Here is a 26337-nt window from a genome sequence, read left to right as displayed (position 1 = left end):
AACGGAGACATCGAGATGACCCACCAGCCCCAACCGTATGCTCCGTTTCCGGTCGCTCCGCGCCCCGGCGCGCTCCCCCTGAGGATTCTGGGCCTCGGCGACTACTTCGAAGCCATCTTCCGCATCATCCGGTTCGGCCCGATGGCGACCCTCCCCATCTTGATTGTGAGTCAAGCAGCCGCGAGCCTGCTGATCTTGTTGGGATTGGGCGTGGTCTTCTCCGACAGCATGTACTTCCTGTCAGGCACTGTCGGGTCGGATGTGCCGCCGATGCCCACCGCCGGCGCACTCGCCGGCGGCTTGACCGTGACCCTGGCCGGAATGCTGATCGGATTGATCGGCCAGTTGCTCACCGTACCGTTCAGTACGGTTACCGCGATACGCGCGGCATCGAACCGGCGCACGTCTCTTGCCGACGCATGGTCGGCGTTTCGGCCGCGGGCCGGCAAGTTCCTCTTCCTGTATTTCCTGATCCTCGTGCCGATCGGCATCGTGGCGACGCTGATCGCCACCGCTCTGGTGGCCGTGTGGTTCTATGCGCTCTTCAACGCTTTCGAGCACGGAACCACCGGCGGCGCCCTCTGGATCGTTCCGCTGGTCGGCATAGGAATGATCGTGCTCGGGACCTGGCTCGCCGTGAAACTCTCCGTCGCGCTGAACGCCCTCTCCGTCGAGGACATCAGCGCCACCGGCGCCATCCGCCGCACCTGGACCCTCACGCGGGGCCTGTGGTGGCGTACCTTCGGAATTCTGCTCTTCTTCGGCGTCCTCACCAGCGTCGCGAGCGGCATGCTGAGCTTCCCCGTCGAACTGGTCACCGGGTTCTCCAGCGCCATGATGGACCTCTCGGGCGCGGGCGAGCTCTCCGCGCTCGTAATCATCGGCATGCTCGTCTCAGCGGCGCTCTCGGGCGCCGCAGCCGCCCTGCAGGTTATCGTGGTCGCTGTTCTCTACATCGACCTCCGCTTCCGCAAGGAGGGACTGCACCAGGCCATCTGGGCGCAAACACAAACCAAGCCCGCGGAGCCGCCGCACAGCGACGGCACCGTCTAGGAATCGACGGCGACTTGGCTCAGCGCGTCGGCTGTCTGGTGGAGGCGGCTCAGGACCGCCCGGACGGCTTCCGGGGCGACGCCGTCGAACCCCTCCGCGGGCATCAAGGTGACGGAAGATAGCTGGGCGTCCGTCAGCCCCAGCCCCCGCCAGGGCCGCCGCACCTGCTCGACACACGCAGTCACGCCCGGCAGCTCGTCGTAGGGCGCGGCCACGTCGAGCAATCCCAGCCACAGGCCCGTCCCGCTCTCGACGAGCCCTGCCAAGGTCTCCCATGCGTGAACGTCGAGCCGGCGCGCAGGCACGGCGAGCGAGTCGATGCCGCTCGCCTCGATCGCCTCGGCGATCGCGCCAAAGGAACGCGCCTCCGCGTCCGTGCCCAGCACGACGGCGGCAGCACCGGCAGCGCGGGCACCTTCGCTCACGCCGCGCAACGTCTGGATCAGTTCATGCCGTGGCACCGAGCGAAGTGTTCGGTAGCCGCTGGCCGTGGGGACGGTACCTTCGAGGACCTCGGTCAGTCCGGGTTCGTCGAGGTGGACCGTCACGCGCTGCGGCCCGGCGCGTCGTATGGCGGCGATGTGCTCGGCCAACCCGACGGACAACGAATCCGCGAGGTCGCGGCGGGCTCCGTGGTCTTGCAGCGCCCGCTCGCCCGACGGCAGATACAGGTCCTTGGCGAGTGAGAGCGGACCGCGAACCCGAATTTTCAGTTCGTCGCCTGGGGCCTCTTCGGTGCCGATGACATCGCCGAGGACATTGATGTCGGTCTTCAGGAGGCTGACCGCCCGCCGGGCTTCGTGGCCAGGCCGATGGGTCAGACGCCATCCGTACGGTCGCACCTCGGCGGTGAGATCGGCGAGGATCGCGACCGCCCGGCCCACCGCGTCGGCACCCACGCCGCGCTCGGGCAGTTCGACGAGGTGCGGCAGGTGGGGATGACCGAGCTCGCCCCGCACGACGCGGGTTGATTCGACGGGATCGACGCCTGTCATCGGGCCGTGTGCGGTCACGCGGACAGCAACTGGGCCCGCCGTTCTCAGCTCTTCAGACATGACTCCCAGCGTATCGGCTACGCGTCCTTCGCCGCATGCGATCGAGAGATGGCCTCATGGTGCCGAATGACTTCGGAGATGATGAAGTTCAAGAATTTCTCGGCGAATGCAGGATCGAGTTGGGCATCCTCGGCGAGCCGTCGCAGGCGGTCGATCTGCGCTGCTTCCCGGCCCGGGTCGCCCGCAGGGAGCCTGTGCACGGCCTTGAGATGGCCGACCCGCTGGGTGGCTTTGAATCGCTCGGCGAGCAGATACACCAACGTTGCGTCGATGTTGTCGATACTGCCGCGCACGGCCAGCAATTCATCCATGACGGCCTGTTCGACCTCACCCCGCAGGGAGCTCGCCCGGGGGTCGTAGTCGCCACTGTGAGGGCCGTCCTCTTGGGCGTCTTCTGTCGACGCCGACTGCGTATCGCTCATGCCGAACAGTCTAGTGGCCGACCCCTTGGAGACGCCCGCTGCCGACCCGACTGTTGCGACGCCGCCCATCGATCCCAGGACCGCCGCCAGCAGCCCGGCCTGTCGGCCGCGGCCGCCGCCTGGAACAGCGTCCTTCAGATTTTGCGGCTATGCTGGCAAGCTATGCTGACCCGCCGAGACGCCGCCATCGCCCTGGACATTCCCCTCGAAATGGCCAAGCGCCACGACCTTCCGGCGAGGCTCTCCGAGTCCGACCTTCAGGCAATACTCTCCGACCCGCCGGCATGGCTGGTGCAGTCCAGGGCGAACCGTCGCGGCAAACGTCCGGTCTGGCTCCATCTGACGTGCACGGTCTGCGGCTTCACCGAGGCGGTCCGCCCGAAGAAGTGGTGGCCGGAATTCGACTTCCTCTATTGCGCCTCTCACCCAGCTCGCGACCTGCCCCCAACGGGACCGGGGCTCGTGCGATGCGAATACGAAGAAGTCGGAACTCGGCTCAATGGCATCGTCGACGAGCCTGGTGACCCTGCCTAGCAACCGGCGGCACGCAAGCATGTGAGTGACTTCTCACCTTCGTGACGGAAGTTCGCTGCGCAACCAATACACGCAGGGAGCATCTCAGCCTCGTCGGCGGTCTGATGTTCGTCCTGCGCGTGTCATCCGCTCCGGCACCGGCACCGGAGCGGTTCGGGGAAGGCTCGCCGGATCACTGGGTCAGGCGGCTTGGTGGTTTCCGCCGGGTGATCCGGGAGGGTCGGGCCGATCGTCTCCGCCGCTGCCGTGTCGGTCGCGACCGGGCACGGTCTCCCGCGCCTGCTGGGCGGCGAGGATCCTGGCCCGTTGCCGGGTGTGCGAGGTCGCGGCGGGTACGAAGGTTCCGCCCGGGTCCAGCCAGGGCGGAGCCTTGACCTGCACCACGCCGTTTCGCATCTGGATGTCCCAGCCGGACTTCTCGAGGCTGTGGTGATGGTGCCAGCAGAGCAGGACCCCGTTCTCGATCGTGGTCTTCCCACCCTTCGCCCAGCCGGTTACGTGGTGGACTTCGCACCAGGCGGCCCGGATCGTGCAGTTCGGGATCACGCATCCGCCGTCTCGGGCCGCGATCGCCCGGCGCTGGTGCCCCGTGAAGGTGCGTTCCTTCGCGCCGAGGCCGATGATGCGGCCGTTGGTGTCGAACACGACTTTCTGCACGGCCCCGGTACACGCGGTGCGGTGGGCGATCCGCGACGAGACCGGCACATCGATGCCCTCGAGCTGGGCGTAGCCCTGCGGATCCAGCAGGTCAGCAGCGTTGACGTGCACTAGCAGGGTGGCGGTGTCACCGCCGAGGTGCGGGGTCTCTTCGCAGCGGGACGCGGCTTGGACCACGGTCATGAGGATGTCGTGGCGCTTCTGCGCCGCGGTGCGCCCATCCAGTACCGGAGCCCCGGCGGTTGCAGCAGTGGTTGCGGGGTCAGTGTTCGAGTCGGCACCCGCCGCGTTTGCCTCGTCGCCGGCAGCCTCGGTGCCGGGGCTGGTGGTGCGGGCGGCGGGGTTCGAGTGCGCGTCGAAGACCCGCAGCAGGTGCGCGGCGACTTCGGGCAGCAACCACCCGGTCAACGGCACCAGCCCGTCCCTGGGAGAACCGAGCGTGAGCGAGCGTTTACCGTGCGCCCGCTCCTCGGCCGGGTCCGGACCGTCCTCATCCAGGCAGGCACCCCACTGATGGGCGAGCTTGAGCATCTGCGGGTAGCTCAACGCCAATCCCTCATCCGGCACCACCGGAACGCCCGAAGAATCCGTGCCGTCCTGTTCAGCTTGGGCCTGCCGGAGTAGCCGGGCGGCCAGGGCGCCGGTGGCCGCGTCCACGAGTTCCGCCTCGGCCTCGGCGAGCATGGCCGGGTCGGCACGCCGGGCGACCTTGTTCAACATCCCCGTCACCAGGGCCGCGGTCTCCGGATCGATCCGGCCTTGATGCAGGGCGGCGGCCACGTGCGGGAACTTCGGCTCCACCGGCGCACCGCTCACGCTGATCGTGGGACGGGTATCCGCGTCCAGGGCGATCCGGCGTTTGAGCTGCCCGTACGAGAGGCGGGTGAGGCGCTGGAGCAACTCGACCTCGGTTCGGCACCCCAACCGCGCCGAGAGCCGGTCCTCACCCAACGATTTCTCCGACCGCACCGCGACCTCACCAGCATTCCGGATTCGGAACGCGTCCAGGTGGCGGCCGGCGGATTCTGCTGCGCGGGTGCCCTGGATCAGTGCCTCGTCATCCTGCCCGGCGATGGCGTCCGGGGCGCCGGCAAGGACCACGGCAGCCACGCGCGCCCGGTCCGCCGGCGAGAGACCGACGTACGTTTCCGGGTTCAACAGGAGGGCTGCTTCCATGAACCAATCCTAGTACAAGGCTTCGAAAAACGGAAGAGATCTTGGCAGATTTTAGAACTACATCCGGTGCGGAAGGCCAGCGTAAAGTCTTAGCTGCGCGCTGCGCGAAGGGACACGAAAGGAGCGGGAAGAGGTGCGGCCCGGGCTCGAGTGTTCGAACACCTCCTACGGGAGGAGCGACGCGAGCATTCCGATGACCTGACCGGCGAAAAGCAGCAGCAGCGGAACCGTGAGCACCGCACCCACTGCGGCGGCGACCTGGGCGTACTTTCGGTTGCGGACTGTTCGGCCGTCGTGCGGTCCGTCGGCACGGAACTCGTAGGTGAGCATTGCGCCCGCGATCATCCCGACAAGGGGCATCACGAATGCAGACACCAAAGCGAGAATAGTCCGCGTTTTCAGGTTTTCCGTGACCGCGGGGATTGGAGTGCTCATTTCGAGAGCATACCCAAGAGGAATGCGGCCGGGGCCTGGATCAGCGCCTCATCACCCTGCTCGACCAACTCATCAGCCGTACCTCCAAGCGCCGCGATCACGACGCAACTCCGATCCGCCGGCGACCAACCGGCGTAAGTCTCTGGGTTCGGCGCGCGGCGGGCCCCGGCTGGCGATCAGCGGCGGGCGGCGCGCCACCACATTGCTAGCGCTGCACTTCCCAAGACGAGCGGCAGGATCCAACCCGTCCAGCCCGTCGGCGGCACCTGCAGGCTCGACAACGCCTCGGGTCGAGCAAAGACGACGCTGAGACCCGCTGCCGCGTTGAGTGACCCGTGGAACAGCGCCGCCGGCCACACGCTGTCGCTGCTCAGACGCATCCACGCGAGCACGGCGCCAAAGGACACCGTCAGCCCGCACATCGCCGCCACGCCCCACCCGCCGGGCAAGTCCGGATAGTTGTAGCCGAGCAGGACCAGCGGCGCATGCCAGACACCCCAGAGCACACCTGAAATCACGACGACGCCAACGGGACCGAACCGCGCGAGACGAGGAACGAGCCAACCTCGCCATCCCAGCTCCTCCCCAAGCTCCGGCACAGCGTTGATGAGGGCGCCGAGCAGGACGTTGACCAGTTGGCCGACGATGAGGATCGCGCCCGGAATCTCGGGCATCGCCACTCCGAGCGCCTCGGACTGCTGCCGCATCAACTCGCGCAGACCGCTCAGGCCCCCGAAATCCGCCGGATAAACTCCCACTACCGCCGCGATTCCGAGCCCGCCGAACATCAGCACGGGCGGCAGCAGCCACGCGAGCACCAGGAAGCCGACCAGCCGGGTCCTCGGCCGCCGGTGTCCGGAGTCGCGCATCGATGTCGTGATGCCCAGCCGGTTAAGCATCGCCCGCACGGTGGCACGACCGGGTCGCCGCGCGTGGCGCCGGCCGTCGTCGTCCTTCGTTCCGCGGCGCAGACCCCACCATCCAAGTGCGACGGCGGCGACTGCCGGGGTGAACATCATGGCGAGCGCAACGAGCGGGAAAAAGGGCTCCGCCAGGCCATCGCCGAGCCACAGCGGCAACGCGACGAGCCAAGCGAGGCCGCAGGCGATGGTGGCGAATGCGACGACGTCGCCGATCTGCCTCACACCGTTCTTCCGATCCTGTGTTTCCATACCGCCAGTCTATGAAACGGCGGACGGGTCCCACTGCCGGCTGCGTGCCGAGTTGATCGTGGCCTGCCCGAGCACGCGCGTGCCCTGGTACAGAACCATGGTCTGCCCAGGGGCGACGCCACGGAGCGGCCCGTCGAGATCGACCACGAGCTCGGTGGCCGCGTCGTCGTCCTCCGTCTCCTCGGTGACGAACGCGCGCGCTGGGACCGGGTCCGCGTGGGCGCGGACCTGGACCATGCACTCGAACTCGTCGCCGGCCTCCGCGGCCGGCAGCGGCAGTCCCGCCCAGCTGATCTTGATCCCGCGCAGGCGGTCGACCTCGAGCAGGTCCTGCGGGCCCACCACGACCTTGTTCTCCTTCGGGCGGATTTCGAGTACGAAGCGCGGCTTCCCGTCCGCGGCCGGCTTGCCGATCTTCAGTCCGCGGCGCTGCCCCACGGTGAAGGCGTTGGCGCCGGGGTGCTTGCCCAGATCGTTGCCTTCGTGGTCCACGATGTCGCCCTCGGTCATCTCGATGCGCTCCTCGAGCCAGCCGCGGGTGTCCCCATCGGGGATGAAGCAGATGTCGTGGCTGTCCGGCTTGTTCGCGACGGTGAAGCCGCGTGCTGCCGCTTCCGCTCGCACCTCCGCCTTCGAGGGGGTGTCCGCGAGCGGGAAGTAGGAGTGCTTGAGCTGCTCGTGGGTCAGGACGCCGAGCACGTAGGACTGGTCCTTGGCCCAGTCGGCGGCGCGGTGCAGCTCGCGGGAGCCGTCGTCGTGTTCGATGACCTTGGCGTAGTGCCCGGTGCAGACCGCGTCGAACCCGAGCGCAAGCGCCTTCTCCAGCAGTGCGGCGAACTTGATGCGCTCGTTGCAGCGCATGCACGGGTTCGGGGTGCGTCCCGCCGCGTATTCGGCAACGAAGTCGTCGACCACATCCTCTTTGAACCGCTCGGAGAAGTCCCACACGTAGTACGGGATGCCGAGCTGGTCGGCGGCGCGCCACGCGTCGTTCGAGTCCTCGACGGTGCAGCAGCCGCGGCTGCCGGTGCGCAGCGTGCCGGGCATGCGGGAAAGCGCCAGGTGCACGCCCACGACGTCGTGCCCGGCGTCGACCGCGCGCGCCGCCGCGACCGCCGAGTCGACGCCGCCGCTCATTGCTGCCAAGACCTTCATGCGTTCAATCCCGTTCCTGCTGTCTGGATGCTGCTCTGTTTGCCGGCCATGCCCGCCTTGCCGGCGCGCGCGTACGCCTCGCCGATCGCGGCGACGAGGATGTCAACGTCGTCGGCCGTCGTCGTATGCCCGAGCGTGAAACGCTGCGCGCCGCGCGCCTGCTCCTCGGTGCGCCCCATGGCCAGCAGCACGTGGCTCGGCCGCGGCACCCCCGCGGTGCACGCGCTACCCGTCGAGGATTGCACGCCGAGCATGTCCAGGACGAACAGCAGGGAGTCCCCCTCGCACCCGGGGAAGGTGAAATGGGCGTTGCCGGGCAGCCGGGTCCCCGCGTGATCGGGATCGGCCGGCCCCGAGAGGGTCGCCTCGGGCGCCGCCTGCCCGACGCCGGCGATCAGGCGATCGCGCAGCGTCGCCAGCCGCTCCGCCTCCGCCGCGAGATGTACGACGGCGTCGCTCGCCGCCGCTGCGAAACCCGCCGCCGCGGCCGCGTTCAGTGTGCCCGAGCGCATCGCGCGCTCGTGGCCGCCGCCGTGCATGACGGGCGTGAGCACGACGTCGCGGCGCACGTAGAGCGCGCCGATCCCGACGGGGCCGCCGATTTTGTGGCCGCTGACGGCCATCGTCGCCAGGGACGCGCCCGCGAAGTCGACGGGGACCGAGCCGAACGCCTGGACGGCATCGCAGTGCACCGGGATGGAGAACTCGTCGGCGATGCGCACGATATCGGCGATGGGCTGGACCGTGCCGACCTCGTTGTTGGCCCACATGCAGGTTACGAGAGCGACCGCGCCGGGGTCGGCCGCCAACTCGGCGTGCAGCCAGTGAAGATCGACGCGGCCGAACTCGTCGACGGGGATCCAGCACGCTTCGGCGCCCTCGTGCGCCTCGAGCCATTCGACGGCGTCGAGAACCGCGTGGTGCTCGACGCTGGAGGCGAAGATCTTGACGCGGCGCGGGTCCGCATCCCTGCGGGACCAGAACAGGCCTTTGACGGCCAGGTTGTCGGCCTCGGTCCCGCCCGACGTGAACACGACCTCGGTCGGGTGCGCCCCGGCGGCCGCGGCGAGCGCCTCACGGGCGTTCTCCACCACACGGTGGGCGCGACGGCCTGCCCCGTGCAGGGACGACGGGTTTCCGGTGCGGGCGAGCTCAGCCGTCATCGCCTCGAGCGCGGCGGGCGCCATCGGGGTCGTCGCCGCGTGGTCGAGGTAGACGGGCGCGGAGGTTCTCACGGGGACTGCTGACACCTCAAGGGGATCGGGGATTCGGCCCTTCCATTCTAGCCCCGCGGCCGTCGCCCGCACCGAGGCCCAATGGTGCCGGCCCGGCCCGGAACAGCCTGCTAGTCCTCGAGGCCCTCCCCCTCGGCCACCAGCGGCAGCTCGGGCAGGGCGTTCAAGGTGTCGCCGTGTTCGTCGAGCCGCGTCGCGGGGTCGACGGCGAGCGCCTCGAAACGCGCATCGTCGCCGGTCGCGGCGGCGACGACGGCGGCGATGAGCCCGGCGCTGCCGCCGATGACCGTGGAGTCCTCGTAGAGCTCGGTACTGATGAACCAGCTCCGGTCCTCGGGCCAGGCCATGTCCGGCGCACGGCGCTCGCTGCTGCGCTCGGACTCGGCCCAGACGGGGTTTCGCACATCCGCCAGTGTGCCGGAGAACACCCAGTAGTCCTGGTATCCGCCGTCGCCGAGTGTGAGCACGTCCTCGCGTTCGGCACGCGTCAAGGCGACCTTGGCGCCGTCGTTCTCTCCCGCCGCGAAGGCGTAGCCCGTCCACAGGGCGAGATAGACGCGCTGGGCCCGAGTCTGCGCGGCGATGACGTCGGCGAGGCCCGCGAGGTCGCCGAGCGGCAGGCCGTCGGTGCGCGGCGGGTCGCCCTCCCAGGCGTCCTCGGCGAGCGCGAATCCGGACTCGTCGATCGCGGCGAGGTTGGCGAACTGGGCGGCCGGGTGCAGGCGGGCCGAGCGCGCGGCCGCGATGGCCGCCCAGCGCACGGGGCGCCCGTCGAAGTCGACGGCGGGGTGGAAGAGGCGCGCGTAGGCTTCGAAGGCACCGGGCAGCTGCGAGGCGGCGGTCGGGTGTTCTTCGGGGTGCGCTGCGGAGGAGCGTGCGTCGGCGATCCACGCGCCGGCCGCCGATCCGGCGAAAGTCAAGGGCATTGCACCAGCCTAGATCCTTCGCCGGGCGCGCCGCACGCGCGCACGGTGGTTGACGGCGCGCGACCTGATAGTAATGAGGTGATCAACCAGAAGGAGCTGAGCTGCGCCATGTTCGAGCCGGAGCTGATTCACCCCGTGCACCGGTTTGCGCACCGGAGCATCGATTTCTCTCGGCGCATCGCCGTCATGGCGATCGTCAACCGCACCCCCGACAGCTTCTACGACGGCGGCGCGAACTTCGCGCTCGACGCGGCCGTGCGCGCGGCCCAGGACGCGGTCGACGCCGGCGCCGACTGGGTGGACATCGGCGGCGTCCCGTTCGCCCCGGGTCCGCCGCTGAGCGCTGCAGAGGAGGCGGAGCGCGTGGTGCCGGTAATCCGCGCCGTGCGTGCGGCGTCCGACGTCGTGATCTCCGCGGACACCTTCCTGCCGCAGGTCGCCGAGGCCGCCATCGGAGCCGGCGCGGACGTCATCAACGACACGACCGGGCTCGCCTACCCGGGGCTCGCCCAGGTGGTGGCGGAGTCCGGCGTGCACGTCGTGCTCACGCACTCGCTCGCCGCGCCGCGCACGAGCTTCGCCCGCCCGGAGTACGGTGACGTCGTCGGTGAGGTCGCGGACTTCCTGCGCCGCCGGATCGACGTCGCGCTCGACGCGGGAATCGCGCCGGAGAAGATCATCATCGACCCGGGCCACGACCTCAACAAGAACACCCTGCACACCCTGGAGATCACGCGGCGATTCACCGAAATCGCATCGCTCGGCTACCCAGCCCTCGCCGCGGTGTCGAACAAGGACTTCATCGGCGAGACGCTGGACCTGCCCAAGCAGGAACGCACTGCAGGGTCCCTCGCAGCGGCGTCAATGTGCGCGCTGAACGGCGCCCGGATCGTGCGTATGCACCACGTCGCCGAGTCCGTGCAGGCCATGCGCCTCATCGAGGCGACCATGGGCTGGCGCGAGCCGGCCTACCTCAGACACAACATGTCGGACGTCAACGAGCCCGCCCACGGCCGTCCGGCCGGAACCTAGGAGCGCACCGTGCAGCAGAGCAGAATGAATGACGAAGACCTCCTGGCCGCGTACGCGCCGCCCGGCGGGACGTTCGTGCGCTTCAACTTCGTCTCGACGATCGACGGCGCGGCCACCCACGACGGCGTCTCCGCCGCGATCGGCGGCGACGCGGACAAGCGCGCGTTCGCGCTGATGCGCCGCTGGGCCGACGTCGTGCTGATCGGCGCGGGCACCATCCGGGCCGAGGGCTACGGCGGCGAGCTGCTCGACGCGGCCGCCCAGCAGTGGCGCATCGCGCGCGGCAAGGCGGCGCACCCTGAGATCGCCGTCGTAAGCGGGAGCCTGGACCTCGATCCCGCCTCCGAGTTCTTCACCCGCGCCCCGGTCCGGCCGATCCTGCTGACGACGGACGCCGCAGCAGCAGACCCGTCGAACGCGCGCCTGGGCGAGGTCGCCGACGTCGTGCCGTTGGGCGCAACGGTGCAGCCGCACGCGGTGATCGACCACCTGGCGGGCCGAGGGCTGGCCATGATCCACTCCGAGGGCGGTCCGCACGTACTCGGCTCATTCATCGCGGCCGACGCCGTCGACTCGCTCTGCCTGACGCTTTCCCCGCTGCTCGCCGGTTCGGACGCAACACGCATCGCGGCCGGGGGTGAGGGCGTGCTGCGACCGATGCGGCTGCAGCACGTCCTGCACGAGGACGGCGAGCTGCTGCTCGAGTACCGCCGCGCGTAGGCGCCGGCAGGGCGTGTTCTCCCAGCGCGGAGTCGCCGCGCGACGGGGGTCGCGGCCGCCGCGCGTGTGCCAGACTATGCACACGGGGCGGCCCGTGGGCCGAGCACGGCCCCGCCGTTTTCGTTCCTACTAGTATCCGTCGGCGTCCGGCCGGCATCATCCGGAGGTGAGACGTGGCTGAAAGACGGACCCACTATGAGGTTCTCGGCGTCCCGCAGAATGCCACGCACGACGAGATCAAGACCGCGTATCGTCGCGCCGCGCGCCGCACCCACCCGGATCACGGGGGTGATGCGGACGAGTTCCGCCGCGTCTCCCTCGCCTACGAGACCCTCGGGGACCCGGCTGCCCGCAGCTCCTACGACCGCAACTACGGCGGGCTCTCCGGCGCGTCGACGCGCACGACGGCGCCGGCGTCTGCGGCGACCCCCGCGTCCGGCTTCACCGCCGGCCCCGCAGGCGGCAGCGGGACGACGCGGGCCACGCAGGCGCCGGTGTACGTGCCGGCCTACGAGGACGGCGTCGTTCCGCCGCTGAGCCGCGAGCTCGCGGAGCAGCGCGTGCACGGCGTGCCCCGCAAGCGCGGCCTGTTCGGCGCCCACGCCCGCCTGCAGCGCGAGGCGCAGACGATCTCGCTCATCAGCAACCAGGTGCTCTCCGTCCTGCCGGCGGCCCGGCTCGTCAACGGCATCCACTCCCCCAGTGACCGCGGCTTCGTCGACCACGCCGTGCTGGCCGGGTACCGCCTCGCGCTCGTGAATTCGATGCTGCTGCCGGAAGGCATCTACCGCTGGGACGGCGAGCACCTTTTTCGCGACGGCAAGCCGGTCAAGCCGCCGCGCCTGGCCCCGGCGGTGAGCCGGATGCAGGCGCTGCTGATGCCCGAGGTCAACGTGACCGGGTGGACCGTCATCCACTCGCCCAACGGCAACCTGCACGAACCCGTGATCGACTACGCGCGCGGCGCCGAGCCGTCGTCGGCCTCCTCGCTGACGCACGTGGTCAACTCGGCGAACCTCGTCCGCGAACTGAAGATGTTCCTCGGTACCGGGCCGACCCCCAACGTCGTGAACGTCCCGGTCCTGGGGCGCCTGCTGGGCGGGATGTATTGACGGCACGCGGGCTATGATGGCAGGCGTGTTCCGCATCCTCTTCTTCACCCCAGAAATCCCGGGCAACACGGGCAATGCCATCCGGCTCGCGGCCGTCACCGGCTCCGAGCTGCATCTGGTGGAGCCCCTCGGCTTCGACTTCGAAGATGCGAAGCTACGCCGCGCCGGCCTCGATTATCACGACCTGGCCCATGTCACCGTGCACCCGTCGCTCGAGGCCGCATTCGAGGCGCTGCTGCCCGCGCGTGTCTTCGCCTTCACGGCCGAGGGCGAGACTCTGTACACCGACGTCGCCTACGAGCCGGGCGACATCCTCCTCTTCGGCCCCGAGTCGGTGGGGCTTCCGGACGCGGTCAAGGCCGACGAACGGGTGACGAATCTCGTGAAGCTCCCGATGATGCCTTCGCGTCGGTCCATGAATCTAGCCAACACCGCTTCCATCGCAGTCTTCGAGGCGTGGAAGCAGCACGGCTTCGCCGGATCGGGCCCGCGCGCCTGACCTCCGGATTCTTCGGGCCGCGCCCACCGTGCCTGCCGCGCGTACACAGTTTCGTCCCCTAGAGTTGAAAGTAACAGTCCGATAACGGACTTTGCGAGCACGAAACGGAACGGATGAACAGCATGCGCGAACGTCCCCTGCACGACGATGCGGATCGGGACCCGAGGGCCGACGAAGAGACCAACCTCGGTCTGGACCTCGTGGACGAGGTGGCCACGACCAAGCGCCGCAGGCGACCGGTGCCCGTCAAACGCGCGGCCCTTTTCGCCATCGCGGCCGCCGTGCTCGTGGCCGGTGTCCTCGCGATCGTCGTCGCCATGATGCCCCGTGACATCGTCGGGGAGGTCCGCGACGCCTCCGACGTCGTCACGGGCACCACCGAGTACGAGGACGGAGGCACGGCCACCCTGTCCGTCTCGGCGGAGGCCGACGCCGGCTTCGTCGAGCTCTCCGACTTCCCGGAACCCGAGTCGGGCCTCGTCTACCAGGCGTGGGTCGTCGACGCGAACACCGGAAACCACAGCCCGCTGGAACCGTTCGAGACAGACGCCGAAGACCCGGTCGTCGGCTTCCAGGGGCTCCGCGACGTCGTCGAGGTCGACATCACCATCGAGCCGGTCGGCGAGGCCGGCATCCCGACGACTGAGCCGATCCTGTCCCTGCCGGTCCCGACCGGAGAATAACCCGGACACGAGAAGGGGGCGTCGCCGCGAAACCGCGGCGACGCCCCCTTCTCGTCGGCTCAGAAACCGGCGATCGTGTCGGGACCGTTGACGACGACGACGTGGAACGCCTCGGCGAGCCGTCCGGGCGCGAGTCCGCCCTCGCGACCCTTGGCCGCGAGCTGGGTCCGCACGAATTCCTCCATGCGCCCCACGTCGGGGTGCTGGCTGAGGTGCTGGCGCAAGGCGGAGACTTTCGCCGGGAGTTGCTCGGTGATGTCCACCCAGTGGTTCTCCCGGCTGCGCGGGGCCGCGTACAACCATAGCCGTTCCAGCTTGAACGCCTCGAGTCCGGCCTCAGCGAGGTGCGGGTACGCGTACGGGTTCTCGACGGCCGGATACACGGCTCGCGTGACGGCCTCGCCGCACGCCAGGTGGTCCGGATGCGAACGCTGCAGGCGGTCCCAGTCGCGCTCGGGGTGCATGGCCAGCACGACGTCGGGGCGCACCTCTCGGATCAGCGCCACCACCTGCTCGATCACCTCGTGCGAGGGTTCGAGATAGCCGTCGCGGTGCCCGAGGAAGTGCACCTTGTCGACGCCGACGAGGGCCGCGGCGTCCTGCTGCTCCCGGCGGCGCATCGCGACGATGGAGCCGCGATGGCCCGGGTCGAACCCGCCGGCGTCGCCGTCGGTCATGAGACAGTACTGCACGTCCACGCCGGCCGCGGTCCAGGCGGCCACGGTCCCGGCCGCGCCGAAGTCGAGATCGTCGGGGTGCGCCGCGAAGCAGAGCACCCGCTCGATCCCCTCCGCGCCGCCGAGGCGACCGGGCCCGCTCACGCCTTGCGTCGCTTGATCTCCTCGGCGGCCTGCGGCAGGATCTCGGTGAGGTCGCCGACGATGCCGAGGTCGGCGATCTCGAAGATCGGCGCGTCCGGATCGGAGTTGATCGCGACGATGGTCTGCGCGGTCTGCATTCCGGCCTTGTGCTGGACGGCGCCGGAGATGCCGGCAGCGATGTAGAGCTGCGGCGAGACGGTCTTGCCCGTCTGGCCGACCTGGTAGGAGTGCTCGATCCAGCCGGCGTCGGTCGCCGCGCGGGAGGCGCCCACGGCCGCGCCGAGCGAGTCCGCGAGGGCCTCGACGGGGCCGAAATCGCCTTCGAGTCCGCGGCCGCCGGAAACGACGACACGCGCGTCAGCGAGCTCCGGCCGCCCCGAAGCGGGCTTGGCCTCGGTGCGCTCGACGGTGGCCGACGGGCCGATCTCCGGGACGTCGAGACGGCGGACCTCGGCCGCGCCGTCGCCGGCCGCGGCCGGCTCAACGCTGTTGGCCTTCATCGTGACGACGGCAGTGGCCGTCTTGACCCGGATGCGGGTCGTGTAGGTTCCGGCGAGGACGGACTTCGTGTATTCGTCACCGGCCACCGCGACGACGTCGGTGACGACGCCGGCGGAGAGCTTGATGCCCAGCCGCGCGGCGACCTCCTTGGAGTCGCCCGCGTTGGTCAGCAGGACGAGGTCGGCACCCGACTCGGCAGCCGCTGCGGCGGCGAAGGCCGCCGGGCCGGCGGCCAGCGAAGCGGTGACGTCACTCGACGGGACCAGGACGGTCGTCGCGCCGAACCGGCCGAGGCCGGCGGCGACGTCGTCGTCCACGGGGGACGACACCGCGACGACGACGGACCCGGCGGACCGGGCGGCGGCGATCGTCAACAGTTCGCGCTCCGCTTTGCCGATTCCCTCGGCTGACAGTGAACGCGCATCAAGATAAACCAGTGTGGTGCTCATGTGTATCTCCCGAGGTGGCTAAAGCAGCTTGCGGTCAGCGAGGAAGTCGGCCAGCTTGACGCCGGCGTCGCCGGAATCGGTGATGACGGTGCCGGCGGTGCGTGCCGGGCGGGCCTCACTCGAGACGACCTCGGTCCACGATCCATCCGTGCCGACCGCATCGGCGCCGAGGCCGAGATCGGCCAGGGACAGCGGTGCGGTCTTCTTCTTCTTGGCTCCGATGATGCCCTTGAAGTTCGGGTAGCGCGGCTCCTCGAACTGATCGGTCACGGAGACGATCGCCGGAAGCGGCGCGCGCACGTACTGGGTCTCGGTGTCGCCGTCGCGACGGGCGACGACGTCGCCGCCCTCCAGCGACAGCTCCGAGACGAGAGTGACCTGCGGCAGGCCGAGCCGCTCGGCGAGCTGCGACGGCACCAGCGAAGTCTCGGCATCAGTCGAGGCCATTCCCGTGATGACGAGATCGAACCCGCCCTCGTGGCGGATCGCCTCGGCGAGCGCGAGTGACGTTGCGGCGGCGTCGGAGCCGGCGAGCGCGTCGTCGTTGAGGTGCAGGCCCCGAGTGGCGCCCATCTGGAGGGTCTTCTTCACCGCGTTGGAAGCGGCGTCCGGTCCCATGGTCAGGACGGTCACCTCGTGACCCGCCTTGGTGCCTCCGTGAGCCTCGATGAGCTGCAATGCGGCTTCCACCGCGTACTCGTCGAGTTCGGAGAGGATGCTGTCGCTGCGGTCCAGGCGAGGGGTCTGCCCCGTCAGGTGCCGATCGAATTGCGCGTCGGGTACGTACTTGACCAGTACCAGTACCTTCAGCTGCGCCGGTGCGTCGCTCATTGCTGCCTTTCAGTCAAGACCTGCCGGCGTCGAACGCCTCCGTGGGGTTCGCCGCCGCCATTGGCCGTGGGGACTGTCCGCACACGACCAGGATCGATCGCGGCGGTTGGTCACCATGCTAGCGGGAGAACGCGGATCAGGTTATTCGCCGAAAACCGCGTCGGTTCCCGATGACTCTCAGTTACTCGGGCTCGCGTCGACTGTTACGTCAGCGGTCGCCTCCCGGCCGTCGCGCAGGTAATGAATCGTCGCTTTGTCGCCGGCGGCGTATTCGCGGATCACGGCGGTTAGCGAGAGGCTGTCGTCGATCCGGCGCTCGTCGACGCGGGTGATGACATCACCCTGGCGCAGCCCCGCCTCCTCAGCCGGGGACCCATCCGAAACCTCCCGGACGACGGCCCCGACGCTGAACGACGACGCGTTCTCACCGGTGCCGGCCGGCTGGGCCTGCACCGTGACGCCCAAGAGGCCGTGGCTGGCCTCGCCGTCGGCGATCAGATCCGCGGCGATCCGCTGGGCGTAGTCGATCGGGATCGCGAACCCGACGCCGATACTTCCGCTGTCCTCCCCGCTTGTCGCCCCGTTGCCGCTGGAGGCGATGGCGACGTTGACACCGATGATCTCACCGTCGACGTTCACGAGCGCGCCACCGGAGTTGCCGTGGTTGATCGCGGCGTCGGTCTGGATGACGTTGACGTGGATGGAACCGGAGTTCCCGCTCCGGCCCTCCTGGCCGGGGAACTGGAAGTTGAACTCCCCGCCTCCCCCGTCCTCTTCACCCTCGGCGGGCGCGTCGGGCACGGCGGAGGACTGGATGCTGATCGTCCGGTTCAGCGTGGAGATGATCCCGTCGGTCACTGTTCCGCTCAGGCCCAGCGGGGCCCCGATGGCCACCGCGGTGTCGCCGACGTTGAGGTCGCCGGAGCTGCCGAGCTCGGCCGGGGTCAGATTCTCGGCGTCGATCTTGATCACCGCCAGGTCCGAGAGCGGGTCGGTGCCGACGATCTGCGCCTGGTGCACCTGGCCATCGGCCGTGCGCACGCTCAGACTCGGGTCCCCCGTCTCGCCGCCGAGGGTGACGACGTGGGTGTTGGTCAGGATGTGGCCGTCGTCGTCCAGGATGATCCCGGACCCGGACCCGCCGGCGCTCGACGACGAGGCCTCGATGGTCACGACGCTCGGCGAGGCCTTGGCCGCCGCCGCACTCACGGCCGTCACGTTTTCGGGGTTGTTGATGACGAGGGATTCACCCGGCTGCTGCGAGGAGACCTGCGAGCTGCTGCCCGAGGTCAGGAAGTAGTTCGCGCCGATCGCGGAGCCGGCGCCGACGATCGCAGCCAGGAGCATGCCGCCGACCAGCGTCGCGGCACCGTAGCGGCGGGGCCTGCGCTGCGAGCGCGGGGCCGGCACCGGGGCGCCGTAGAACGTGTGCCCGTCGCCGCTCTGGCCGTACTGGTAAGCACTCGAGTACGCGGCCGGCTGCCCCGCTGCGCCCGCGGTATCGGCGTCGCTCTGGGTCCTGGGACCGGCATCCGCACCGGCCGCCGGCCCGAGTTGTCCGTAGCGCGGCCGCTCAGCCGGCTCCTCGGCCGCGGCGGGCTGCTCCGTCATGGCGGGCTGCTCCGTCGTGGGCTGCTCGACGGCGGGCTGGGCCGCGGTGGCCGCGGCGTCCGGACGCGTGATCGGGGTGGTTTCCGGCTCAGTGGAGGGCTGCGACGCCGGCTCGTCCGGGCCGGTCGCGCCGGTCGGCGGTGTCTGCGGCCGGGGCGGCACGGCCCCCTGCCCGGCCTCCGGCGACGCCGGGTTCCTCGCGTCGTGCTTCGGCGTCTCGGAGCCGTTCGTCTCGCTCATGGCGTGGTGTGTCCTTTCGTCCGTCTTGTTGAGTTCAACTATGACGGGGTCCCCTGTGTTCCGTTCCAGCCTGCCCTATGTTTTTCCTGTGTACAGCCTCCAACGCGCGGACTCGATCGGCAGGGCACTTACGCTGTGAGCGCACCGCCCGCCAGTCGCGGCCCCAACTCTGGAGATGGGCGCCTCAAGACCATAGAATCGCCAACATCTGCTCGAAAACACGGCGTTTCGCCGACGATGCACCGCAGACTCGAAGGGTTACGCATGCGAGAACCGCACGGAATGTCCCCCACGGTACGAACACGCTGGCGTTCGCACCGGTCCCGGCTGAGCTTCGCAGCGCTGGCCTGCGGTCTCGCTCTCAGCCTGGGTGCCTCTCCCGCGGCCGCTGAGGAACCGGTGGACATTCCGGCGGGCGAGTACGTCGTCGACACGACCGGCCTCTTGGGCGGACGCACCGGCGACGTCGAAAATCGGCTCGCCGAGGTCCGTCAGGACACCGGGATCACCCTGTTCGTCGTCTACGTGGACTCCTTCGACAACCCCGATGATCGCGCCTCCTGGATCCAGGCCGTCGCCGACGCCAAAGACTTCGGCAGCAACGACGCCCTCCTCGCGCTCGCGGTCGACGAGCGGCAAGGCGAGCTGGCGGCCCACTCGAGCGGCTGGCTGCAAGAGCACACGCAGCAGATTTGGGGCGAGTGGATCAGCGGCGAACTCTCCGGGGACCCGCTGACTGGCGATGCGCTCGCCGCCGCGGCGGTCGCCGCCGGTGACGGCATCGAGGCAGCCTCCGCGTCCCGCTCCGGAGGCGCCGTGCCGCCGGGGGCCGCGGAGGACCCCGCTGCCACCGGGTCCGGGGGCGGAGGCTTCTGGCCGGTCGTCCTCATCGGTGGCGCGATCGGAGTCGCCGCCCTCGTCGCGGGACGCCGCAAGAAGCGCAATCTCGGACGCGCGCCGCAGCAGCCGTCCGGCGACGGGCAACCGCGGCAGGAACAAGCGGCGCAGCAGGCGCCCGACCCGCTCGCCGCATTGAGCGTCGAGGAGCTGCGCACGCAGGCCGGGAGCCTGCTCGTGGCGGCCGACGACGCCATCAAGTCGAGCGAGCAGGAGATCGACTTCGCCCGCCTGCAGTACGGGGACGATGCCGTCGCGACGTTCGTGCAGGACGTCGCCGCGGCGCGGGGGCACCTGAACGCTTCGTTCAAGCTGCAGCAGCAGCTCGACGACCACATCCCCGACACGGAGGAGCAGCAGCGCTCCTGGCTCGGGGAGATCATCCGCCGCTGCGAGTCCGTCAACGACACCCTCGAGGAGCACCACGAGGACTTCGACGCGCTCCGCCAGCTCGAGCGCCGCGCGCCCGAGTCCCTCGCCCGGCTGCGCGGCGAGCTGCCCGGGCTCGAGGGGCGTCTGGACGCCGCCGAGGAGACGCTGCAATCCCTCGCAGCCTCCTACACGGACTCCGCCTTGGCGCAGGTCCGCGACAACGTCGACCAGGCCGCTGAGCGGATCGACTTCGCGGGGGCCCGACTGGACGAGGCCGCCGGCTCCGTGGGCGACGCGGGCGGCGGCAGCGCCGCCGTCGTCATCCGCAGCGCCGAGGAGGCCATCGGCCAGGCCCGCCTGCTCGTCGACGCCGTGGAGGCGGCGAAGAGCCAGCTGACGCAGACCACCCGCGACCTGGAGTCGGCGCTCAAGGCGGCCGAGCGGGACGTCTCGAGCGCGCGGGCGGCGATGGACGCCTCCGCCGCACGCGAGCTCGCGGGCCCGACGGCCGCCGTCGAGCAGGTCGTCGCCGCGACGCGGGCGGCGATGGTCCAGCCACGTACCGATCCGGAGACCCTGCTGCGCGATGTCGAGGCGGCCCGCACGCAGCTGGACGCGCCGATGGCAGGACTGCGCGACCTGCAGGAACAGCAGCGCCGGGCCGGCGAACAACTCCGCTCGGCGATCCACTCGGCCCAGGTCAAGATCCAGGGCACCGCCGACTACATCCGCGCCCGACGAGGTGGCGTTCGGGCGACGGCGCGGACCCGGTTGGCCGAAGCCGAGCGGCACCTCGACGAGGCGGTGCGCCTGTCACCAACCGACCCGGCCACGGCCCTCAACCATGCCAATCAGGCCATCCACCTCGGCGACCAGGCCGCGCGCGAGGCCGAGAACGACGTCGGCGGCTTCGGCGACGGCGCCCCGGACCTGTTCGGCGGCGGCTACCGGCGGCGGCGCGGCGGCGACAGCTTCGGCGGCGGTCTCGGCGGAGCCATCCTCGGCGGCATCATCATCGACTCCCTCCTCGGCGGTGGCCGCTCCTCGGGCCACGGAGGCGGAAGCCCCTTCGGAGGCGGCGGCTTCGGCGGCTTCTCCGGGGGCGGAAGCTTCGGCGGTGGAGGCGGCGGGTTCGGCGGCGGCGGGGGCTTCTCCGGCGGCGGCGGCAACTTCTGACCTAGACAATCGATTCCCGACTACACGACCAACTACATCTCCAGCGAAAGGCACACACCATGCAGAAGCAGTCGATCTTCGGGCGCATCGCCCAGCTCGCCAAAGCCAACATCAACTCGATCCTCGACCAGGCCGAGGACCCGGAGAAGATGCTGGACCAGATGCTGCGCGACTACACCAATAACATCGCCGAGGCCGAGTCCGCGATCGCGCAGACCATCGGCAACCTCCGCCTGATGCAGCAGGACCGCGACGAGGACACCCGCAACGCGGCCGACTGGGGCAACAAGGCGCTCGCGGCGTCCAGCCGCGCGGACCAGGAGCGGAGCAACGGCGACGATGCGCGGGCAGCCAAGTACGACAGCCTGGCCAAGGTCGCCATCCAGCGGCAGATGCAGGCCGAGTCCGAGGTCCGGTCGTCCGCTCCGACGATCGCCTCGCAGGAGCAGGTCGTCGAGAAGCTCAAATCCGGCCTCGAGCAAATGAAGAACAAGCGCCAGCAGTTGATCGCCAAACGCGACGAGCTGGTCGCCCGGGCCAAGGCCGCCGAGGCGCAGAACCAGGTGCACGACGCGATCAAGAGCATCGACATCATGGACCCGAGCTCGGAGGTCTCGCGTTTCGAAGAGAAGATCCGCCGCGAGGAGGCCCGCGTCCTCGGCGCCAGCGAACTGGCCGCTTCGAGCCTCGACTCGCAGTTCGAGGAACTCGAGGACCTGGGTGAGGAACTCGAGGTCGAGGCGCGGTTGGCGGCGCTCAAGCAGGGGAAGAACCCGGGGGCGCTCGGCGAGGGGGCGGCCGAGATCGAGGGCTCCAGCTACCACGGAGCCTGACGCCTGAACGCACCTGTTAACGCAGCAGGCCCTGACTTGGTTTCCCAAGTCAGGGCCTGCTTTCTCGTTGCGGGGAGAGGATTTGAACCTCTGACCTCCGGGTTATGAGCCCGGCGAGCTACCGAACTGCTCCACCCCGCGGCGCGAGATACAACTATACATAGCCTGTGGCCCGATGCCAAATCGGCCCGCTCCCCGACTGATCGCAGCCGGTTCTCAGCGGCTGACGCGGCCCGTCAGGTTGGCGATCGGGGCGATGACCACGGGCCTCGAGAAGACCACCGCAGCGACGCTGACGAGCACCGCGACGACGAAGATCCAGAAACCGAGCCAACCGTCGTCGCTTCGGGCGGCGAACATGTGGTTCAGATTCGCCCGTGCCCCGGTCGCCAGCACGAGGGCGACGTGGGCGATGACGAAGAGGACGAAGTAGACCATCGTCGGCAGGTGAACGGCGCGGGCCAGTTCGATCGGGTAGACCTTGTTGATAGCGGCCTTCTTCGGCCAGACCTCCGACATGCGCAGGCCCGTCGCGATGGCCAACGGCGCCGCAACGAAGACCGTCAGGAAGTAGGCCAGCAGCTGCAGCGAGTTGTAGTTCACCCACCCGTTTTCCATCGGCCAGTTCAGCGACAGGTACTGCAGCCCGGCGGAGAGCGCATTGGGGAAGACGTCCCAGCTCGTCGGGACAATCCGCACCCAATGGCCGGTTGCGAAGATCAGCACCATGAAGACCAGCCCGTTGAGCACCCACAGCGCGTCCAGCGTCAGGTGGAACCACAGGTTGATGCTGATGCGCTTCGGCGGGTTCTTGGTCTTGATCAGACCCTTGTTGTTGCGCGTCCAGTTCGCCGGCGGACGCTGCTGGGTCCGCACCTGCCAACCGGTCTTGATGATCAGGAACAAAAAGAACATGTTCAGGAAGTGCTGCCAGCCGAGCCAGGCGGGCAGCCCTTCGGCCGTGCCGGCCGGCAGTGGCGTGTGCCCCGGATAGTCGCGCAGGAAGCCCTGCACCGGCTCGAGGGTGACGAGCCACCGCGAGCCGAGCACCAGGAGGGCGAATACGACGACGGCCACGGCCGCCGCGATGCCGTACCTCGCCCACGGCTTCGATCCGCCAGCGGGGGTCTTCGTCGAAAGCGACGCGTTCACATCCATTCCTTTCACCGGGCAACGCCCCTCAGAATACAAGTCGGCGGCCTTCGAGGCGCACCATGTCACGGCACGAGACGCGCAACGTGGCACCGACATCGCGATAGTTAATGATTATTAACATATCGTACTGCAGTAGTTGTGAACTATCCCACAGGGCGCGAGGGCGACCGTGGTCGCTGCGCACTCGGCTCCTCCTCACGGCCCTCGCTGGGGCACGAAAACAAGCAGGCCCTGACTTGGTCTCCCAAGTCAGGGCCTGCTTTCTCGTTGCGGGGAGAGGATTTGAACCTCTGACCTCCGGGTTATGAGCCCGGCGAGCTACCGAACTGCTCCACCCCGCGGCGTAAGACTTAATACTGCCAGCATGGAGGACTGAACGCAAATCGAGGGGCCAGTCGAGGACTGTGCGATGGGACACGGTGGCTGGAACGGCGACGGCCGCCGGCTCCCCTAGCGGGGATTCGGCGGCCGTCGCGTGCGTCTCTCGCGGTGGACTAGTTCTAGTTGTCCCCGGAGCCCTCCGCCGACTCGTCCGCCGGGGCCTCGTCGCCGGTGGCCTCGTCTTCAGCGGGCTCTTCGTTGACCGGTGCCGTGCCGGCGATCTCCGCCTCGGCCTCGATCGCCTGCTCGAGCGCACGGTTCAGGTCCTCCTGCGCCTGCCCGTAGGCCGCGAAGTCGCCTTCCGCGAGTGCCGCCTGGCCCGCCGCGATGGCCGAGTTCGCCGCGGCGAGCGCCTCTCGCAGGTCCTCCTCGGCTGTGGTTTCGGCTGGTTCCTCGGAACCGTCGGGGTCGCCGGATCCGGCGTCGCCGTCGCCATTTGGCTCCTCGCCGGTCGTCGCGCCCGAGGCGCCCTCGAAGAGCTGGTCCAACGCCTCCGAGAGCGTATCGGCGAAGCCGACCTTGTCACCGAAGGAGACCAAGACCTTGCGCAGCGTCGGGTACGAGGTGTCGCCCGTCGAGCGCACGTAGACCGGCTGGACGTGCAAGATACCGCCACCGACGGGCAGCGAGATCATGTTGCCGTTGATCACGTTGGACGCACCCTGGCGCAGAAGGTTCAGCTCCCGCGAGACCTCGGTGTTGGAGTCGAAGTTCTGCTGCGCCTGTCCCGGCCCCGGGACGACGGTGCTCCGGGGAAGCTCGAGGAGCCTCAGCGTCCCGTAGCCGTCCGCCTTCACCCCTGCCTCGCGGCCGGCGTCCGCCTCGGCGGACAGGAACCCGTAGAGCACGTTGCGCTGCTGTCCGCCGGCCGAGGCCCGCGGGATGAACGTCGACGTCAGGGAGAAGGTCTGGTTCTCCTGGTTCGGCATTTTCAGCGACAGGTAGTATGGCGGCTGGGCGACGTTCCCGCCCTCGACCGTCGGATCGCTCGGCACCGACCACGCGTCGTTGGCTTCGTAGAAGTCGTCCGGGTTCGTGACGTGGTACTTGCCGAGCAGCTCGCGCTGCATCTTGAAGATGTCTTCCGGGTAGCGCACGTGACTCATGAGGTCCGCCGACATCTCGGTGTACGGCTTGATCGATTCCGGGAAGACTTTCTGCCACGCCTGCAACAGCGGCTCGTCGGGCTCCCAGGCGTACAGATCGACGGAGCCGTCGTAGGCGTCGACTGTGGCCTTGACCGAGTTGCGGATGTAGTTGATTTCGCCGGAAGCGGTGAGCTCGCGCTGCGCGCCCGTCAGGGAGTCGGTCACGGCCGACTCGATCTGCTGGGACTGCGAGTACGGGAAGTTGTTACTCGTCGTGTACGCGTCGACGATCCACTTGACACGCCCGTCGACGATCGCCGGGTAGGCGTTCGAATCGACCGTCAGGTACGGCGCGACCTTCTGGATGCGCTCCTTCGGCGTGCGGTCGTAGAGGATCTGCGATTCGTCGTTGACGTCGCTGGAGAGCAGCAGGTCGGTCGAGCCGAACTTCAGCGCGTAGACCAGTCGGTTGAAGAAATTGCCGATGCTCGGTCCGCCGTCGCCGGCGAAGGTCGTCTTGGCGTCGCCCTCGCCTGACTCGTCCTGCGGGCGGTCGAGCTCTCGCGGCGCCCAACCCTCGGGGCCGCCGACGACCGAGTACTGCGGCGATTCCTCACCGAAGTAGATACGCGGCTCGTAGTCGTCATCGCTCGTCAGATCGCCGCGCGTCGGGATGCCGCCGAGCATGAAGTCCGGACGGCCACCGGCCGCGACCTTGGCGCCGTAGGCGGCCACGACGCCGTAGCCGTGGGTGTAGGTGATGTGCTGGTTGATCCACGAGTCGGCCGGGTCGACATCGACCTCGCGCACGGCGATGACCGTGTCCTGGACCTCGCCGTCGATCTCGTAGCGGTCCACGTTGAGCGTCTCAGCGAAGCTGTAGTACGGGCGGAACTGCTGCAGCTGCCGGAAGGCGTCGGAGATGAGGTTCGGATCGAGCAGACGGATGTTCGCCGTCGTCGCGCTGTCCTTGGCCAGGGCGTTCTTGGCGGTGTCCGTCGTCGCGTCGTAGTTCTCGGCCTCGACCTTGTCGAGCCCGTAGGCCTGACGCGTCATCTCGATGTTCTTGGCGATGTACTCCTGCTCGACCGTCTTCTCCGACGGGAGCACCTGGTACTGCTGGACGATGAACGGGTACACGCCGCCGGCCACAAGTGCGGTCACGATGAGCATCGCGGTGCCGATGATGGGCAGCTTCCAGCGGCCCAGGATGGCGCCGAGGATGAAGAGGACGGCGACGATGACGGCGGCGACGGCGAGGATCGTCTTGGTCGGGATGACCGCGTTGACGTCCGTGTACATGGCGCCGGCCACGCGGCCGTCTTGATTCAGCAGCGTCGAGTAGCGGTCCAGCCAGTAGTTGACGGCCTGCAGCAGCACGAAGATCGCCGCCGTGACGCAGATGTGCACGCGGGCCGCCTTGGAGACGGTGATCCCGCCGCGTTCCTCGATGCGGATTCCGCCGTAGAGGTAGTGCATGAGCAGGCCGGCGATACCGGCGATCAGCACGACGGAGACGCCGTAACCGACGATGAGTCCGACGAACGGCAGGGTGTTCAGGAAGAACGAGAGGTCCAGTCCGAACTCCGGATCGGCCTCGCCGAAGTCGACCTGGTTCAGGTACAGCATGATCGTCTGCCACTGGCTGGCGATGGCAGCGGCCGAGAACGCGGCCAGCAGGCCGGGGACGCCGATCATCAGGAGACGGCGGATCGGCTCGAGCTGCGTCTGGTACTTGCTCAGCACGTCTTGCTGCTGCGCCGCGGAGGCGTAGACCGGGCGCGAGCGATAGGCCAGTGTGAGGCTGCCCCAGACGCCCAGGCCCATGATGAGGAAGGCGACGACCCAGAGGACGATCTTCGCGATCTTCTCGGTCCAGAACACCTCGGAGTAGCCGAGCTGGTTGAACCAGAGGATCTCCGCGTACGTGTTCGCGAAGAACACGAAGCCGGCCACGAGAACACCGACGACGACGATCGTCGGCATCAGCGCCGAAGACTTGCGTGCGGGCCTCTCGGGCGGCTCCTCGCCGCTATTCGAACCGCCGTCGCCCGGAGGGCGGCCGCCGAAGGGAAAGTCAGAGCCAAACGTCATAGGAACCTCAAGTCAGGGGTTA

Annotated in this window: 23 protein-coding genes and 2 tRNA genes; 9 read left to right on the top strand and 16 right to left on the bottom strand. The window is 69.0% G+C overall.

The annotated features are described in order from the left end of the window. Positions 1–15: 15 nt before the first annotated feature. Positions 16–1053: a hypothetical protein gene (locus EV380_RS03145; protein WP_130449292.1), complete on the top strand. Its 1038-nt coding sequence runs from the start codon at positions 16–18 to the stop codon at positions 1051–1053. On the opposite strand, the gene EV380_RS03140 is transcribed toward EV380_RS03145, so the two are convergent. Together EV380_RS03140 and EV380_RS03135 are read right to left on the bottom strand one after the other, a co-directional pair. Continuing rightward, positions 1050–2108 (bottom strand): uroporphyrinogen decarboxylase/cobalamine-independent methonine synthase family protein, encoded by a 1059-nt coding sequence (locus EV380_RS03140; RefSeq protein WP_130449290.1) that lies wholly within the window; start codon positions 2106–2108, stop codon positions 1050–1052. The genes EV380_RS03145 and EV380_RS03140 overlap by 4 nt on opposite strands. Positions 2109–2125: 17 nt before the next feature. After that, positions 2126–2530 (bottom strand): chorismate mutase, encoded by a 405-nt coding sequence (locus tag EV380_RS03135; protein ID WP_102158029.1) that lies wholly within the window; start codon positions 2528–2530, stop codon positions 2126–2128. Positions 2531–2692: 162 nt separating this feature from the next. On the opposite strand from EV380_RS03135, the gene EV380_RS03130 reads away from it, so the two are divergent. Beyond that, entirely contained in the window at positions 2693–3064 is a 372-nt protein-coding gene (locus tag EV380_RS03130) for a hypothetical protein (RefSeq protein WP_102158030.1), read from the top strand. Positions 3065–3244: 180 nt separating this feature from the next. Here EV380_RS03130 and EV380_RS03125 read toward each other — a convergent pair whose 3' ends face one another. From EV380_RS03125 to EV380_RS03100, 6 genes are all read right to left on the bottom strand, one after another. Then, the gene (locus tag EV380_RS03125; protein ID WP_130449288.1) at positions 3245–4897 is read right to left on the bottom strand and encodes an HNH endonuclease signature motif containing protein; all 1653 of its coding nucleotides are present in this window, start codon (positions 4895–4897) and stop codon (positions 3245–3247) included. A gap of 165 nt (positions 4898–5062) precedes the next feature. After that, positions 5063–5272, bottom strand: a complete 210-nt coding sequence (locus EV380_RS03120; RefSeq protein ID WP_130449286.1) for a hypothetical protein — start codon at positions 5270–5272, stop codon at positions 5063–5065. A gap of 236 nt (positions 5273–5508) precedes the next feature. After that, on the bottom strand, positions 5509–6504 hold the full coding sequence (locus EV380_RS03115) for a CPBP family intramembrane glutamic endopeptidase (protein ID WP_130449284.1): 996 nt from the start codon (positions 6502–6504) through the stop codon (positions 5509–5511). 9 nt (positions 6505–6513) lie between these two features. Beyond that, the gene (gene mnmA, locus EV380_RS03110; protein WP_130449282.1) at positions 6514–7659 is read right to left on the bottom strand and encodes a tRNA 2-thiouridine(34) synthase MnmA; all 1146 of its coding nucleotides are present in this window, start codon (positions 7657–7659) and stop codon (positions 6514–6516) included. Continuing rightward, positions 7656–8894, bottom strand: coding sequence for a cysteine desulfurase family protein (locus EV380_RS03105; RefSeq protein WP_278030531.1), 1239 nt, complete (start codon positions 8892–8894; stop codon positions 7656–7658). Before EV380_RS03105 ends, mnmA begins: the two co-directional genes overlap by 4 nt. A 110-nt stretch (positions 8895–9004) precedes the next feature. Then, complete coding sequence (locus EV380_RS03100) at positions 9005–9820, bottom strand: hypothetical protein (RefSeq protein ID WP_130449280.1); 816 nt, start codon at positions 9818–9820, stop codon at positions 9005–9007. A gap of 108 nt (positions 9821–9928) precedes the next feature. On the opposite strand from EV380_RS03100, the gene folP reads away from it, so the two are divergent. From folP to EV380_RS03075, 5 genes are all read left to right on the top strand, one after another. Further along, the gene (gene folP / locus EV380_RS03095) at positions 9929–10852 is read left to right on the top strand and encodes a dihydropteroate synthase (protein WP_130452074.1); all 924 of its coding nucleotides are present in this window, start codon (positions 9929–9931) and stop codon (positions 10850–10852) included. 9 nt (positions 10853–10861) lie between these two features. Further along, on the top strand, positions 10862–11572 hold the full coding sequence (locus EV380_RS03090) for a pyrimidine reductase family protein (protein WP_207219294.1): 711 nt from the start codon (positions 10862–10864) through the stop codon (positions 11570–11572). 173 nt (positions 11573–11745) lie between these two features. Further along, a complete protein-coding gene (locus EV380_RS03085; RefSeq protein WP_102160043.1) occupies positions 11746–12684 on the top strand; it encodes a J domain-containing protein in 939 nt (312 codons plus the stop codon). 25 nt (positions 12685–12709) lie between these two features. Beyond that, a complete protein-coding gene (locus EV380_RS03080) occupies positions 12710–13183 on the top strand; it encodes a tRNA (cytidine(34)-2'-O)-methyltransferase (RefSeq protein WP_130449278.1) in 474 nt (157 codons plus the stop codon). 122 nt (positions 13184–13305) lie between these two features. After that, positions 13306–13866 carry an anti-sigma factor gene (locus EV380_RS03075; RefSeq protein WP_165391880.1) on the top strand — a complete coding sequence of 187 codons (561 nt, stop codon included), beginning with the start codon at positions 13306–13308 and terminating at the stop codon, positions 13864–13866. Between the two features lie 59 nt (positions 13867–13925). On the opposite strand, the gene EV380_RS03070 is transcribed toward EV380_RS03075, so the two are convergent. The 4 genes from EV380_RS03070 to EV380_RS03055 form a co-directional block, all read right to left on the bottom strand. Further along, complete coding sequence (locus tag EV380_RS03070) at positions 13926–14687, bottom strand: PIG-L deacetylase family protein (RefSeq protein ID WP_242607486.1); 762 nt, start codon at positions 14685–14687, stop codon at positions 13926–13928. Then, on the bottom strand, positions 14684–15637 hold the full coding sequence (locus EV380_RS03065; RefSeq protein ID WP_130449274.1) for an electron transfer flavoprotein subunit alpha/FixB family protein: 954 nt from the start codon (positions 15635–15637) through the stop codon (positions 14684–14686). Before EV380_RS03065 ends, EV380_RS03070 begins: the two co-directional genes overlap by 4 nt. 18 nt (positions 15638–15655) lie before the next feature. Continuing rightward, positions 15656–16468, bottom strand: a complete 813-nt coding sequence (locus EV380_RS03060) for an electron transfer flavoprotein subunit beta/FixA family protein (RefSeq protein ID WP_207219292.1) — start codon at positions 16466–16468, stop codon at positions 15656–15658. Between the two features lie 177 nt (positions 16469–16645). Next, entirely contained in the window at positions 16646–18319 is a 1674-nt protein-coding gene (locus tag EV380_RS03055) for a S1C family serine protease (protein ID WP_242607485.1), read from the bottom strand. Positions 18320–18583: 264 nt separating this feature from the next. Between EV380_RS03055 and EV380_RS16950 the strand changes: the two genes are divergently transcribed. Together EV380_RS16950 and EV380_RS03045 are read left to right on the top strand one after the other, a co-directional pair. Beyond that, positions 18584–20764 (top strand): TPM domain-containing protein, encoded by a 2181-nt coding sequence (locus EV380_RS16950; RefSeq protein WP_278030530.1) that lies wholly within the window; start codon positions 18584–18586, stop codon positions 20762–20764. Positions 20765–20823: 59 nt separating this feature from the next. Further along, positions 20824–21597, top strand: a complete 774-nt coding sequence (locus tag EV380_RS03045) for a PspA/IM30 family protein (protein ID WP_130449272.1) — start codon at positions 20824–20826, stop codon at positions 21595–21597. A 67-nt stretch (positions 21598–21664) separates the two neighbouring features. On the opposite strand, the gene EV380_RS03040 is transcribed toward EV380_RS03045, so the two are convergent. The 4 genes from EV380_RS03040 to EV380_RS03025 form a co-directional block, all read right to left on the bottom strand. After that, positions 21665–21738, bottom strand: a tRNA-Met gene (locus EV380_RS03040). Positions 21739–21813: 75 nt separating this feature from the next. Beyond that, positions 21814–22755: a cytochrome b/b6 domain-containing protein gene (locus tag EV380_RS03035; RefSeq protein ID WP_130452069.1), complete on the bottom strand. Its 942-nt coding sequence runs from the start codon at positions 22753–22755 to the stop codon at positions 21814–21816. Positions 22756–23019: 264 nt separating this feature from the next. Next, positions 23020–23093 (bottom strand) — tRNA-Met (locus EV380_RS03030). A 159-nt stretch (positions 23094–23252) separates the two neighbouring features. Beyond that, a complete protein-coding gene (locus EV380_RS03025) occupies positions 23253–26315 on the bottom strand; it encodes a UPF0182 family protein (protein WP_130449270.1) in 3063 nt (1020 codons plus the stop codon). Between the last annotated feature and the right edge of the window lie 22 nt (positions 26316–26337).

The sequence above is a fragment of the Zhihengliuella halotolerans genome, from assembly GCF_004217565.1.
GTDB classification, from domain to species: Bacteria; Actinomycetota; Actinomycetes; order Actinomycetales; family Micrococcaceae; genus Zhihengliuella; species Zhihengliuella halotolerans.
The sequence above is the reverse complement of the archived record's forward strand: the minus strand, read 5'-3'. Positions and strand labels throughout refer to the sequence as shown.

Bases quoted from the DNA above. Each gene is read 5' to 3' on its own strand.
- EV380_RS03055 (WP_242607485.1), bottom strand. From the start codon at position 18,319: ATGAGCGAGACGAACGGCTCCGAGACGCCGAAGCACGACGCGAGGAAC.
- EV380_RS03125 (WP_130449288.1), bottom strand. From the start codon at position 4,897: ATGGAAGCAGCCCTCCTGTTGAACCCGGAAACGTACGTCGGTCTCTCG.
- EV380_RS03115 (WP_130449284.1), bottom strand. From the start codon at position 6,504: ATGGAAACACAGGATCGGAAGAACGGTGTGAGGCAGATCGGCGACGTC.
- EV380_RS03135 (WP_102158029.1), bottom strand. From the start codon at position 2,530: ATGAGCGATACGCAGTCGGCGTCGACAGAAGACGCCCAAGAGGACGGC.
- EV380_RS03140 (WP_130449290.1), bottom strand. From the start codon at position 2,108: ATGTCTGAAGAGCTGAGAACGGCGGGCCCAGTTGCTGTCCGCGTGACC.
- folP (WP_130452074.1), top strand. From the start codon at position 9,929: ATGTTCGAGCCGGAGCTGATTCACCCCGTGCACCGGTTTGCGCACCGG.
- EV380_RS03075 (WP_165391880.1), top strand. From the start codon at position 13,306: ATGCGCGAACGTCCCCTGCACGACGATGCGGATCGGGACCCGAGGGCC.
- EV380_RS03035 (WP_130452069.1), bottom strand. From the start codon at position 22,755: ATGGATGTGAACGCGTCGCTTTCGACGAAGACCCCCGCTGGCGGATCG.
- EV380_RS03025 (WP_130449270.1), bottom strand. From the start codon at position 26,315: ATGACGTTTGGCTCTGACTTTCCCTTCGGCGGCCGCCCTCCGGGCGAC.
- EV380_RS03145 (WP_130449292.1), top strand. From the start codon at position 16: ATGACCCACCAGCCCCAACCGTATGCTCCGTTTCCGGTCGCTCCGCGC.
- EV380_RS03060 (WP_207219292.1), bottom strand. From the start codon at position 16,468: ATGAGCGACGCACCGGCGCAGCTGAAGGTACTGGTACTGGTCAAGTAC.
- mnmA (WP_130449282.1), bottom strand. From the start codon at position 7,659: ATGAAGGTCTTGGCAGCAATGAGCGGCGGCGTCGACTCGGCGGTCGCG.
- EV380_RS03065 (WP_130449274.1), bottom strand. From the start codon at position 15,637: ATGAGCACCACACTGGTTTATCTTGATGCGCGTTCACTGTCAGCCGAG.
- EV380_RS03045 (WP_130449272.1), top strand. From the start codon at position 20,824: ATGCAGAAGCAGTCGATCTTCGGGCGCATCGCCCAGCTCGCCAAAGCC.
- EV380_RS16950 (WP_278030530.1), top strand. From the start codon at position 18,584: ATGCGAGAACCGCACGGAATGTCCCCCACGGTACGAACACGCTGGCGT.
- EV380_RS03130 (WP_102158030.1), top strand. From the start codon at position 2,693: ATGCTGACCCGCCGAGACGCCGCCATCGCCCTGGACATTCCCCTCGAA.
- EV380_RS03100 (WP_130449280.1), bottom strand. From the start codon at position 9,820: ATGCCCTTGACTTTCGCCGGATCGGCGGCCGGCGCGTGGATCGCCGAC.